The 13029-nt window shown below is 70.7% G+C and carries 10 protein-coding genes; 4 read left to right on the top strand and 6 right to left on the bottom strand.

The features are described 5' to 3' along the window. Positions 1–6 precede the first annotated feature (6 nt). Entirely contained in the window at positions 7–3240 is a 3234-nt protein-coding gene (locus HKK72_RS12880) for a BTAD domain-containing putative transcriptional regulator (RefSeq protein ID WP_187234563.1), read from the bottom strand. Positions 3241–3448: 208 nt separating this feature from the next. Here HKK72_RS12880 and HKK72_RS12875 point away from each other — a divergent pair, with 208 nt between their 5' ends. Beyond that, the gene (locus HKK72_RS12875; RefSeq protein WP_187234562.1) at positions 3449–4468 is read left to right on the top strand and encodes an aldo/keto reductase; all 1020 of its coding nucleotides are present in this window, start codon (positions 3449–3451) and stop codon (positions 4466–4468) included. Positions 4469–4542: 74 nt separating this feature from the next. Here HKK72_RS12875 and HKK72_RS12870 read toward each other — a convergent pair whose 3' ends face one another. Next, a complete protein-coding gene (locus HKK72_RS12870) occupies positions 4543–6048 on the bottom strand; it encodes an SDR family oxidoreductase (RefSeq protein WP_187234561.1) in 1506 nt (501 codons plus the stop codon). A gap of 82 nt (positions 6049–6130) precedes the next feature. Beyond that, positions 6131–7474: an NAD(P)/FAD-dependent oxidoreductase gene (locus HKK72_RS12865; protein WP_187234560.1), complete on the bottom strand. Its 1344-nt coding sequence runs from the start codon at positions 7472–7474 to the stop codon at positions 6131–6133. Between the two features lie 287 nt (positions 7475–7761). Here HKK72_RS12865 and HKK72_RS12860 point away from each other — a divergent pair, with 287 nt between their 5' ends. Together HKK72_RS12860 and HKK72_RS12855 are read left to right on the top strand one after the other, a co-directional pair. Then, on the top strand, positions 7762–8334 hold the full coding sequence (locus tag HKK72_RS12860) for a YbhB/YbcL family Raf kinase inhibitor-like protein (RefSeq protein WP_187234559.1): 573 nt from the start codon (positions 7762–7764) through the stop codon (positions 8332–8334). A 226-nt stretch (positions 8335–8560) separates the two neighbouring features. Continuing rightward, positions 8561–10576, top strand: coding sequence for a hypothetical protein (locus HKK72_RS12855; RefSeq protein ID WP_187234558.1), 2016 nt, complete (start codon positions 8561–8563; stop codon positions 10574–10576). A 71-nt stretch (positions 10577–10647) separates the two neighbouring features. On the opposite strand, the gene HKK72_RS12850 is transcribed toward HKK72_RS12855, so the two are convergent. The 3 genes from HKK72_RS12850 to HKK72_RS12840 form a co-directional block, all read right to left on the bottom strand. Next, positions 10648–10815, bottom strand: a complete 168-nt coding sequence (locus HKK72_RS12850; protein WP_187234557.1) for a hypothetical protein — start codon at positions 10813–10815, stop codon at positions 10648–10650. Between the two features lie 146 nt (positions 10816–10961). Beyond that, complete coding sequence (locus HKK72_RS12845; protein WP_187234556.1) at positions 10962–11837, bottom strand: ClpX C4-type zinc finger protein; 876 nt, start codon at positions 11835–11837, stop codon at positions 10962–10964. Positions 11838–11942: 105 nt separating this feature from the next. Continuing rightward, complete coding sequence (locus HKK72_RS12840) at positions 11943–12470, bottom strand: pentapeptide repeat-containing protein (protein WP_315987213.1); 528 nt, start codon at positions 12468–12470, stop codon at positions 11943–11945. 45 nt (positions 12471–12515) lie between these two features. Between HKK72_RS12840 and HKK72_RS40895 the strand changes: the two genes are divergently transcribed. Continuing rightward, the coding region (locus HKK72_RS40895) for a hypothetical protein (RefSeq protein ID WP_261986775.1) at positions 12516–13029 on the top strand (514 nt) is incomplete at its 3' end.

Raw genomic sequence — 13029 nt, 5'->3', positions numbered from 1 at the left:
CGTTCGTCACAGGGTGAACCGGGGCGGGCGGACCACGCCGAGCAGCGCGAGCACGTCGTCGACCGTCATCACCCTGCCGCGTTCGAAGGCGGCGGTGAAGGCCTCCGCTCCCAGCGCGGCGCGCGCCTCCGCGGCGAGACGCAGCCCGTCCGGCAGCGACAGATCGGGCATGCCGCGGATCCCGTCCGCGGCGCCGAGCAGCAGAGCGACCTCCGCGAGATCGCCCTGGCGCAGCGAGAGGTCGGCGAAGCCGACGAGCACCAGGGCGATGATCGGAGCGTCATTGGACGCCACCGCGTCTTCGAGCGCCTTGACGTGCTGGGTGCGGGCCCCCGCGGTGTCACCGTCCGCGGCCAGCACGAGTCCGAGCCCGGACTCGACCATCGCCCGGATCTGGTGCGGGCCCGCGAGGTCATCGGCGAGGGACAGAGCCCGGTCCATCCGGCGGCGTGCCTCGTCGAGATCGCCCTCGCGCCGGGCGAACTCGCCCATCTGGAAGTGCACGGCCGCCAGGCTCTCGATCGAGCCGGTCCGCTCGGCGATCCGCAGTGCCTCTTCGACCAGCTCGCGCGCGTCGTCGTGCTCGCCGAGCAACCACAGCTCGTTGGAGAACCGGGTGTAGACCCAGGGGGCGTCCTCGCCGGTACCGAGCTCGACGAGATGCCGGCGGGCCTCCTCGTACAGCTTCACCGCATGACGGTGCTCACCGCGCCATGCGCTGATCTCCGCCTGCGAGATCAGCGCGAACGACGTGCCCCAGTGCTCGCCGAGGGCGCGAAATCCCTCCAGCCCGATCCCGAAATGCCGGCCGGCGTCCGCGGCCAACCCCGCGTTGAGACCGACCTGGCCGGACATCAGATGGGCGAACGCCCGCAACCATGGGTCCGGATCGTCGAAGAGCGGGGTCAGGTCGTCCAGGACGCGCAGGTCCATGCCGGTCTCGAACAGCCGGAAGAGCGGGCCGAGCGCCCGGAGCATCGGGTGGTGCAGCGGGCCCGGCTCGGCGTCGCAGATGGCGCGGGCCCGGCGCAGCCACTCCTTGATCTGCTCGAAGTCGTGATTCCCGCCGATGGACCCGAACGCCGCGAGGCCGTAGACCAGTGCGGTCGTCTGGTCCTGGGGCAGATCGGGCATCGCCTGCACCACCACCGCCAGCTCGCTGCCCTCCGCCCGGTGCCCGCGCAGCCACCAGTACCACCCGAGCGCGGCACAGAATCGCACCGCGAGTTCCTGGTCGGGGACGCCGATGGCCCAGCGCAGCGCAGTGTGGATGTTGTCGTGCTCGGCAAACAGGCGACCCAGCCAGTGCCGCTGCCGCTCCCGGCGCAACTCCGGCTCGGCCGTCTCGGCCAGAACGGCGAAATACTCCGCGTGCGCCCGGCGCACCCGGTCCTCCTCGCCCGCCTCGGCGAGCCGCTCCATGCCGTACGCCCGGATCGTCTCCAGCATCCGGTAACGGGGTCCCTCGGTCTCGGTCTCGGTCACGACCAGCAGGGACTTGTCCACCAGGGCGGCGAGCATGTCGAGCATCTCCGCGGCCGTCACGCCCTCGCCCGCGCAGACCGCCTCCGCGCTCTCCACGGTGGCGCCGCCAGTGAAGATCGACAGCCGCCGCCAGAGCGCCTGTTCGCGTTCGTCCAGCAGTTCCCAGCTCCACTCCACCACGGCTCGCAGCGTCTGGTGGCGGGGCAGCGCGATGCGGCTACCCGCCGTCAGCAGCCGGAAGCGGTCCCCGAGCCGGGCGGCGACCTGGTCCGGGCTCAGCGCCCGCATGCGCGCCGCCGCGAGCTCGATGGCGAGCGGCATGCCGTCCAGGGCCCGGCAGATCCGCACAACACTCCCCGCGTTCGCCGTGGTGACCGCGAAGTCGGGCCGCACCGCCGTGGCCCGGTCGGTGAACAGGCGTACGGACGGGTATGCCGCGGCCTCATCGATGCCGGCGTCCTGCGGCGGCAGGGCCAGCGGGTCCACCGGCCAGAGGATCTCGCCCGTGATGGCGAGCGGCTCCCGGCTGGTCGTCAGGATCCGTACGCCGGGGCAGTCCGCGAGCAGCCGGTCGGCGAGCCGGGCCGCCGCGTCGACCAGATGCTCGCAGTTGTCGAGCAGGAGCAGCATCCGTTTGCCGGCGAGGGCCTCGGCCAGCCGGTCCAGGGGTTCCAGAGCCTCGGGCACCGCGCCGGGCGAGCGGGCGCGCGTGAGCAGCGCCATCTCGCGCAGGCCCAGCACCGAGAGCACCGCCTGGGGTATCTCGGCGGGATCGGTCACCGGAGCCAGTGTCACGATCCAGACGCCGTCGGCCGACTGGTCGGTCTGCCGGGCCGCCGCCTCCATCGCCAGCCGGGTCTTACCCGCTCCCCCGGGCCCGGTGAGCGTGACCAGGCGGCCCTCGCCGAGCAGTTTTCCGACCCGTTTCAGATCCTCGTCGCGCCCGATGAAGCTGGTGAGCTGGGCCCGGATGTTGGTGCGCGGCCGGTCGAGCCCGGCCGGCTCCGGAGGGGCCGGCGGCGCGAGGCCGGGCTCTTGGCGCAGGACGGCGAGATGGACGCGTTCCAGCTCCACCGACGGATCGACGCCGAGCGTCTGCGCCAGCACCCGCTTCGTGTCGTCATAGACGGCGAGCGCGTCCGCCTGCCGCCCTGCGCCGTACAGCGCCCGCATGAGCTGACCGCGGAGGGGCTCGCGCAGCGGCTCGGCGGCGGCCAGTGCGGCGAGCTCGGGGATCAGTTCCGCGTACCGGCCCAGCGCGAGGTCGGCCTCGATCCGCTCCTCGGTCGCCGCCCGGCGGAGACCTTCGAGCCGGGCGATGGGCCCCTCGGCGAACGGCGCTCCCATGACATCGGACAGGGCGGGGCCGCGCCAGAGGGCCAGTGCCTCGCGGAGCTCCGCTGCCGCGGTCGCCGGGTCGCCGGTCCGCCGGGCCCTGCGGACCCTGGCCTCGAAGTCGTGTGCGTCCACGGCGCCGAGGTCGATCGCGAGTAGGTACCCGGCCGCGTGCGACTCCACGAGCTCCCGACCGTCCCCGAGGGTCGCGCGGAGCCGGGACACCAGTGACTGCAGCGCGTTGGGCGCTCCGGCCGGCGGGTTGTCGTCCCACAGGTCGTCGATGAGCCGCTCGGCCGGGACGACCCGACCGGCGTCCAGGGCGAGCAGGGTCAGCAGGGCACGCAGGCGGGCGCCGCCGATCTCAACGGGCCGGTCGCCGACGCGCACCTCCAGAGGGCCCAGAATCCCGATTCGCACCCGTCGATTGTCTCCTGTTCCGAGGGCTTTTCGGGAAATGGGCTGATGGAAGCGGGCACGACGGCGCACCGACCCGGTCATCGCGCCGTCTCGGCCACCCCTGGGTGCACGCGGCCGAGGCCGACGCGAGATAGTGCCCCAGGTGGAGAGGGCGACGCGAACGTCCTCGACATCGTGGGACACAGATCGTTCGACGGAAGGCGTGAGTATGGAACACCGGCCTCTCGGCGGTACCGGGACCGCGGTCTCAAAGCTGTGCCTGGGTGCCATGACCTTCGGCAACGAGAGCGATGAGAGGACCTCGCACGCCCTGCTGGACCGGTTCGTCGAGCGCGGGGGGAACTTCGTCGATACGGCGGACGTGTACTCCCAGGGGGTCTCAGAGGAGATCATCGGCAGCTGGCTCGCGGGCCGGCCGGCGCTCAGGGACCAGGTCGTGATCGCCACCAAGGGGCGCTTCCCGATGGGCGACGGGCCGGGCGACATGGGTCTGAGCCGCACCCACCTCTCCCGGGCCCTCGACGCGAGCCTGCGCCGGCTCGGAGTGGAGACCGTCGACCTCTACCAGGCGCACGCGTGGGATCCGATCACTCCGCTCGAGGAGACCTTGCGGTTCTTCGACGACGCCGTGCGCGCGGGCAAGATTCGTTATGCCGGGGTCAGCAACTTCGTCGGCTGGCAGTTGCAGAAGGCAGCCATGCTCACCGACTTCCGCGGCCTGAACCCGATCGTGACTCTGCAGCCGCAGTACAACCTGCTCGTCCGCGACATCGAGTTCGAGCTCGTGGACGTATGCCTGGGCGAGAACATCGGCATCCTGCCGTGGTCGCCTCTCGCCGGCGGCTGGCTCACCGGGAAGTACCGGCGAGACCTGACGCCGACCGGTTCGAGCCGCTTGGGCGAGAACCCGGAGCGCGGCATGGAGGCGTACGGGCCGCGCAACGCGCAGGAGCGAACCTGGCGGATCATCGACGCCGTCCGGCAGGTGGCCGAGGGCCGCGGCGTGTCGATGTCGCAGGTGGCGCTGGCCTGGGTGGCCGGCCGCCCGGCCGTCGCCTCGGTCATCCTCGGCGCCCGCAAGCTGGAACAGCTCGACGACAACCTCGCGGCGGGCGAGCTGCGCCTGTCCGAGGACGAAACGGCCGTGCTGGACCAGGTCAGCGCTCCAGAGGTGGACGACTACCCGTACGGCGTGCTCGGGGTCGACCAGCGGTCGCGGCGGCTGTGAATCGCTGAGATCGCCTGCTCGGCGGCCGATGGGACCGGTCACCGGTGCCGTCGGCCGCCGCCGGTGACGCCGGGTCAGTCCGGTACACCCGCTGATCCGGCCAGCGCCTTGACCGCCACGTTGCGCGGCATGCCGCCGAAGACCAGCCCGTGGAACGGCCAGATCGCCCGCCAGTAGAGATGGCCGAGGAGCCCGCGCGGATAGAAGATCGCGCGCTGGCCGTACACGGTGCGGCCGCCCTCGGCGCGGACGGACAGCTCCAGCCAGGCGAGGCCGGGCAGCCGCATCTCGGCGCGCAGCCGCAGGAGCCGGCCCGGCTCGACCTCTTCCACGCGCCAGAAGTCCACCGCGTCGCCGACCCGCAGCCGGCACGGGTCGCGGCGGCCCCGGCGCAATCCGACCCCGCCGGCGAGCCGGTCGAGGAATCCGCGTACGCGCCAGGCCATGGGCAGCGAGTACCAGCCGTTCTGCCCCCCTATGCTCTCGATGACCCGCCAGACCGCCGCCGACGGGGCGTCGATCACCCGGGTGCGCTCGTCGACGTACAGCCGCCCGCCCGCCCAGTCCGGGTCGGTGGGCAGCGGGTCGCTCGGCGCGCCGGGGGTGGAGGCCGACGACCAGCGGGTGAGGACGTCCCTGTCCTGGATGCGGCGGAGTGCCAGCTCGACGGCCCGATCGAAGCCGATCAGACCCTGCGGAGGGTCGGGGACGAACCGGCTGACATCGTGCTCGCGAGCGACCGCCTCGGTGCGGAGCGACTCCACCAGCGGGCGCGCCAGCCGGCCCGGCACCGGAGTCACCAGCCCGACCCAGAGGCTGGAGAGCTTCGGCGTGAGCAGTGGCACCCGCAAGATGACCCGCGGCGGCAGCCCGGCGACGGCCGCGTACCGGCGCATCATGTCGGCGTAGGTCAGCACGTCCGGGCCACCGATGTCGAAGCCGCGGTTCACCTCGGGCGGCAGCGTGGCGCAACCGACGAGATAACGGAGAACGTCGCGGACGGCGATCGGCTGGATCCTGGTGCCCACCCACCGCGGAGTGATCATCACGGGCAGCCGTTCGGTCAGGTGCCGCAGTATCTCGAACGAGGCGGATCCGGAGCCGATGATCACGGCGGCGCGCAGCACCGCCGTCGGCACCCCCGACGCCAGCAGGATCTCGCCCACCTCGGCGCGAGAACGCAGATGCGGTGAGAGCCCACCCCCGGGCACCGGCTCACGCTCACCCGCCGGACCGGGTCCGGATGCCGGACCGCCGAGGTAGACGATCCTGCGGATCCGGGCCTCCCCGGCCGCGGCGGCGAAGATCTCGGCCGCCCGCCGATCCGCGGCCGCGAAGTCGTCCCCGCCGCCGATCGCATGGATCAGGTAGTACGCCACGTCCATGCCGTCGAGCGCCTTGGAGACCGCGTCGGCGTCGTTGACGTCGGCACCGGCGATGTCCACCTCACCGGCCCAGGGCAGGTCGCGCAGTCGCTCCGGCCTGCGCGCCATGCAGCGCACCTCATGGCCGGCGAGCAGCAGTTCGGGGACCAGACGGCCGCCGATATAGCCGGTGGCTCCCGTGACCAGGCATCGCACCCACGATCCCCTTCCCGGTGGCACGCGGATGAACCTCCGACGCAGGGGCTCCGCAGGGTTCCCTCAGAGCCCCTCAGCCCCCTCAGGCCACCTGGCGGACGTCCTCGCGGCTGGCCAGCTCGAACTCGGCGCGCGGCTGCTCGAGGCTGCCGAGCGACACCGTCTCGCGGCGGAAGACCAGCGCCAGCGTCCAGTCGGCGAGCACGCGCACCTTGCGGTTGAGGGTCGGCACCCGGGACAGGTGGTAGGTGCGGTGCATGAACCACGCCGCGACGCCCTTGAGCTTCACGCCGTAGACGTACGCCACGCCCTTGTACAGCCCGAGCCCGGCGACCGACCCCACAGAGGCGTGCTCGTACGGCTTGAGGTTCTTGCCGCGCAGCGAGCGCACGAGGTTGTCGGCCAGTACCTTCGCCTGACGGACCGCGTGCTGGGCGTTGGGCGCGCAGAGCTGCCCCTCGCTGGTCAGGTCGGGCACGGCGGCGTTGTCGCCGGCCGTGAAGGCCCGCACCACGCCCTCGACGGTCAGGTACTCGGTGGCCTTGACCCGTCCCCGCTCGTCGAGCGGAAGGTCGGTCGAGCGCAGCACCGGCGCGGCCTTCACGCCGGCCGTCCAGACCAGCGTGTCGGAGAGGAACTCCGTCCCGTCGGAGAGCTCGACCTTCCCGCCGACGGCCGAGTCGAGGTAGGTCTTCATGCGGACGTCGATGCCGCGGCCGCGCAACTGCTCGGCGGTCCAGCGGCCCATCTCCGGGCCGACCTCGGGGAGGATGCGGTCCGAGGCCTCGACCAACACCCAGCGCATGTCCTCGACGTTGACGTTGCCGTAGTAGCGGCTGGCGTTGCGGGCCATGTCCTCCAGCTCGGCCAGCGCCTCGACGCCGGCGAAGCCGCCCCCGACGAAGACGAACGTGAGCGCCCGGCGGCGCACCTCCTCGTCATCGGTGGTCGCGGCGATGTCGAGCTGCGCCAGCACGTGGTTGCGGAGGTGGATCGCCTCGCCGATGGTCTTGAAGCCGATGCCGTGCTCGGCGAGCCCGGGGATCGGCAGCGTGCGCGACACCGACCCGGCGGCCATCACGAGGTAGTCATAGGAGATCCGCTTCGGCGGCCCGACGATCGGCTGCACGATGGCCCAGCGGCCGGAGTGGTCGAGCTCGGTCAGCCGGGCGTTGAGCACCGTCGCCTTGGGCAGCACCCGCCGCAGCGGGGCCACCACGTGCCGCGGCGAGAGGTTCCCGGCAGCGGCCTCCGGCAGGAACGGCTGGTAGGTCATGTACGACTGCGGGTCGACGACGGTGATCTCGACCTCGCCTCGCCGCAGCTCCGAACGCAGCTTCTTGTGCAGCCGCAGCGCGGTGTACATACCGACGTAGCCGCCGCCGACGATGAGGATGTGGGGGACGTCCTTCGGTCTCGTGGCCATCAAGGCCTCCCTCTTGACGCTTGTGAAGACATTCACAAGCTACCCGATGACCCAGTCCCCTTCAAGTGATTAAGAGCGAAGAACAGCAGAAGTTAACACATTCGCAACGATGATCTTTTATTGCGGTGTGAACTACAGCACTCCTTCGCCGAGCCGTACATAAATATGACCGACGTCACATCCGGGCGTCGCACCAGGAGATCCCGCCCGGCACACGCCTCGCTGAGCGCAAAAGACGCCGACGCCGTCCGGCACCCGGCTAAGGTGTCCACCGGGAGCAATATTCAATGATGAGAAGACATTGGCGGCCGGCCGCGGTCGCTGCCGTCGGGATCACGCTGCTGACCAGCTGCGGACTCAATGGACAGGCCACCACACAGAGCGCCGAGCTATCGGACTGGTTCACCGTGACCAGTCCGGCGTTCCGTGATGGCGGCGAGATCCCGGCCCGCTTCGGCTGCTCCGGCAACGGGGGCCGGGGCAAGACTCCCCCGCTACGGTGGTCAGGGGCGCCGGCCAACACCAAGGCGTTCGCCATCGTGACCGACTCCGCCGACGCCCCGGACGGCGCGGCGGTCCTCTGGCTGATCGCCAACATCGACGGGACCACCACCGAACTGGTGGAGGGAGCCCGCCCCGACAAAGCGGTCGAAGGCCGGAACACCTCGGGCAAGATCGGCTACACACCGCCGTGCCCGAAACGGGGAGACCGGCAGCGATACCGGTACCGGTACACGATCTACGCCCTCAGCGAAAAGGTGCAGATGCCCCAGGGTGCGGCGTTGAAGGACTCGCTGAACGACATCGCCAAGCTCACGATCGGCCGGGGCAGGATCACCGGGAACTTCAGCGGCGCTTAGATCCGTTGGACCACGGGATCACGGGGTAGACGGCCGTACGAACCGGCCAAAGTGGCCATACGAGGCGACTCGTGTGAAGGTAGATATCCGCGAAGGGTGTGACAACGGTCATAGCGGTCAGCCAGAATCGGTTGAGGTCCCAGGGGACCAGGCCGTCAGCGACCATCGGGATCATCCCGCGGGCAACGCTGGCGCTACTCGCTGGGCCATGGCATTGGGTGGTGCAATGACTTACATCGTCGTACTCGGCCTCATTGTGGTCGTCATACTCGTAGTGGTCCTCGTCGCGCTCGGCATGCGGGCGAACAGGCAGGCCCGCGCCGATGACGACGACTGGATGGACGACGAGTCGCAGACGCGGCACGACGGCCTTGATGAGGAAGGCGAGGACGGCTACTCCGCCGGTTACGACCGCCGGGTGGCCGGAGCCCCGTTGTCCGCGCCTGTCGCCGCCCCGCCCATGTCCGCGCCTCCGGCCGAGCCCGCCCCCGCCGCTCCACGGCGTGGGCGTGCCAACGATGAGATGGCCGACGACGACTACTGGGCCACCATCACCTTCGACAAGCCGAAGTTCCCCTGGCAGCACGACGGCGCCCCAGAGCCGGACGACATGGAACGCGGCGCCGACCCGCTCGGTACGACGCCGGACGAGTACGACATGCCGGTCGCTCCCGCGACCGCCGGCCACTCGTCCACCGGCCCGCAGCCGGTGACGCCCGCGTCGTCGTTCGCGCCGGACCCGCTGGGCATGACGCCCAGCCCGCCGTCACACGCTCCCGATCCGCTGGGCATGGGCACGCACCAGCCCACGCACGCACCGGACCTGCTGGGCATGGGCCCGCAGCAGCCCACGCATGCTCCCGACCCGCTCGGCATGGGCCCGCAGCAGCCCACGCACGCTCCCGACCCGCTGGGCATGGGCCCGCAGCAGCCCACGCACGCTCCCGACCCGCTCGGCATGGGCCCGCACCAGCCCACGCACGCTCCCGACCCGCTCGGCATGGGCCCGCACCAGCCCACCCACGCACCGGACCCGCTGGGCATGGCTCCACACCAGCCCACCCACGCTCCCGACCCGCTCGGCATGCCGCCGGCGCGCAGCGACCAGGGCCTGGAGGCCTCGCCGTCCTTCCAGTCCTCGCACCAGCCCGCGCAGCCCTCCCGGTCGTACTCGAGCGACCCGCTCGGCGGGTTCCCCGAGAGCCCGTTGAGCGGTCCGCCCGCCGGATCGCCCGGATCCGGCAATGACACCGACTCCCAGCGGCTGCCCACCGTCGACGAGCTGCTCCAGCGCATCCAGTCGGGTCGCCAGCGGTCCGGTTCGCCGGCGGACACGCCCTCGCCGGGCGCGCCGACGCCGTCGTACGGTGGCGGATCACTGACCGACCCGCTCAACGACCCGCTGAGCACCACGGTCGACCCGTCGTTCGGCGGCGCGCCCTGGTCGTCGTCGAGCCCCGCCCCCACGTCTGGATACGACCCCGGTCCGCTGCACACCCCGTCCGGCGAGCAGCCCACCTCGACCGGCGGTTTCTCGGGGGGCGGCTACTCCGGAGGCGGCTACTCCAGCGGTGACGGCTACAGCGGTACCAGTGGCGACGGCTACAGCGGCTCCACCGGCTCCACCGGCTCTGGTGGGGAGGGCTACGGCGGCTACGGCTCCAGCGCGCCCGCGGCACCGTCCCACGACGGCTACGGCAGCGGCGCACAGGGCGGCGGGCAGGGCGGCCCGGGACAGGGCGGCCCGGGACAGGGCGGCTCCGGACAGGGTGGCCCTGGGCAGGGTTACTCCACCGGCGGTTACCCGACCTCGCCAACGTATGAGAGCCCGCGCTATGACGACCCGCTGAGCGGTTACGACTCCGGCTCGACCCGGATGGACAGCTACAGCTCCTTCGGCGGCCAGAGCGACTCCTCGTCGACCTCTCCGCTCTCGAGCAACCCCTCCGGCGAGCCCGGGCGCTACTCCGACTTCACCGGAAGCAGCTACGGCAACTCCGACCCGCTCGGAACCGGAGGCGGCTACGGCGAGCAGAGCCAGCAGCCTCCCAGCGGCGGGTACGACACCGGCGGGACCGGCTACTACGGGTCGGAGCAGAGCTACGGCCAGCAGCCGCCGCCTCAGCCCCCGGCGGACCCGAACGGCACGAACGGCTCGTACGGCTCCGCCTACGACACGGGCGAGAATCCGCGCCGTACCCCTGAAGAGTGGGACAACTACCGCGGCGATTTCCGCCGCTGAGCGGCAGGCCGGCGTCGCCGCGTGCACAGCGGCTCGGCGGCCTGCTCACTCCTCACGGACATGGGCAGGGCTCAGGGACGCCGGACGTAGACGCCGACGTAGCGCCTGGCCAGCAGGCACTGGGAACTCTGGGCCGACGTGGTCAGCGGGTCGTTCCGGGTGGCGCGCTGGAACACCCAGAGGTTGGCCAGGTACGCGACGAACATCAGGCCACCGATTACCGCGGTCAGAGCGATCATGACGCCCTCCTCACCTTGCTCGATACCTTGAGCATGCGCTGCTCTGAGCCGCGAAGCCGCGTCGCATGACACCTTTTGCGGCGTTGTGAAGAGAAGTTCGAGAGAAGTCTGCGGCTCTGGCGGAACAGATCCGGGCCGGGCCGCGATCAGCCGCCGCGTGGTTCGGCGTGCAGGATGTCGAGGGCGGTTCGGGCACAGTTGCCGCAGATCCACACGCCGGGTCCAGCGACCAGGGGGCCGAGGTCTTTACAGCCGCAGAACGAGCAGGCCCGGCCGGTGCCTTTGCTCTTGCCGATGCGGCGGTGCCGGCGCTGGACGGGGGCGACCCATTCGTCGAGTTCCTTCTTGAGCCGGGCTACGTCCACACCGAGGTCGTTGAGAACTCGGCGGGCTGAGGAGCCGGGATCGGTGGCCAGGCAGAACAGCAGGTGCTCAGAACGGAACTGGGACTGCCCGCGCCGGGCGGCCAGTCGGCGGGCCCCGGTCACCGCGTTCTCGGCATCGCCGTCGCCGACGACCCGGCGTTCCCGGCCGTCCCCGTCAGCAATCATCGCGGGCTCGAAGAGGCGGGCACTGGCCTCCCGGACCTTGTCGCGAGTGACGCCGAGTTGGTCCAGGATGTTGGCGGCCACTCCGACGTGCAGCACGCCGAGTAGCAGGTGCTGGGTACCAGGGACACTGTCGTCAGCGTCAGCGGCAGCCTGTGCCGCTTGCAGGCAGGCCGACAGCCGCGGTGCCATGACCATGCTCTCGGCGGCATCGCCGATGAGGTCGCTGACCTCCAGGCGGTGGGCGAACTTCTGCCGGGCAGCCTGTTTGGACACCCCGAGCCGTTCACCGATCAGTGTCCATGACACGTTCACCGCACGAGCGGCGCCCACGTAGTGCTCGATCAGACCGTCCGCCGCAGAACTGGTCTCCCCCGCGACGACCATCGCTGTCTCCAGCAGCACCAGCGGGTCGTTGCTTCCGGCCCGCTCCTGGACGGCCCGTACCAGGGTCCGCACGCTCACCTCACCCATGCGACAACCATAAGTTGTCGAAACCACCCCGACAAGACCCGGTTGTCGGGTCGGGAACTCGGAAGCGCGATGACGGCAGACAGGCCGTGCGTGAGACCCGTCCCGTCAGAAAAGAGTGTCGCCGTTCGTTCTGGCCACCTTGCGGATCTCCTCAGGAGAGGGACCTGTGATGTCGTGGAGGCTCGCGCCGGTCAGATTCGTTTTGAAAAGGACCGCGCCGCTCAGGTCGGCGCCGGACAGGTCCGCCCGGGACAGATTCGAATCGTTCAGGATCGCGCCGACCAGGACCGCGTTGATGAGCTCCGCGCCGGTCGGGGTCGCTCGGGCCAGGTACGCGCGGGTCAGGTTCGTGTCGCTCAGGATCGCGCCGGTCAGATCCGCCTTGTACAGGTTCGCGCCGGTCAGGTTGGCACCGGTCAGATCCGCGCCGGCCAACTTGGCACTGTGCAGATCCGTATTGGCCAGGTTCGCGCCGGTCAGGTCGGCACCGGTCAGATCCGCGTAGCGCAAATTCGCCCAGCTGAGGTCACCCTCGACGACCTGCGCGCGGGGCAACCGGACCCGGTGCAGATCAAGACGCCGTGATTCGCGCGCGCCGTCCAGACGAACGAGAACGGCCAGCGCCGCCTGCACATCGGTGGCGGGCTCCTCAGGGACCTCGGCGCCAGGAGCCGGGTCGTGTTCTCGAACCAACGAGGTCAGGAGCGCGATGATCGTCGGATCATCACGGTCGGAGTCCGCTGCGATCCGCTCCATCGTGTAGATGGCGCCCACACGAACGTCGCGCTTGTCCGAACCGAGTTGTTCGACGGTTCTGGTGAAACGATCGGTCGCCCGGTCCTCTTGGGCGGTGCGGAGGGTCATCGCGGTAGCGATCAGGCTTCCCGCGGTGAAGAGAACTCCGAACAGGATGCCGACACTGTTGAGCGTCTGACGCCCGCCCTGCCGTCGCCGATCCATCAGCTCGATGCGCTCTTTGACCGAAAGCGTGTCGAGTTCGTCTTGCGTCGGCTCCGGGATCCGGATCGGCCGCAGCCGCCTTCGGAACCGCCGGTCCTCGAGATCCCCATCGGCGGCGTCGCCGATGCGGTCACCCCGTTCGAACCTGTCAGGAATCCTCACCTTGCGCACGGTACGGACTCATGCCACTTGACGATCGGTTCACGGCCGATTGTGGCCACCCCGGCGATCG

The sequence above is a fragment of the Actinomadura sp. HBU206391 genome (assembly GCF_014323665.1).
In the GTDB taxonomy this organism is placed as follows: domain Bacteria; phylum Actinomycetota; class Actinomycetes; order Streptosporangiales; family Streptosporangiaceae; genus Actinomadura_C.
This window is presented reverse-complemented; position numbering and strand designations above follow the sequence as displayed.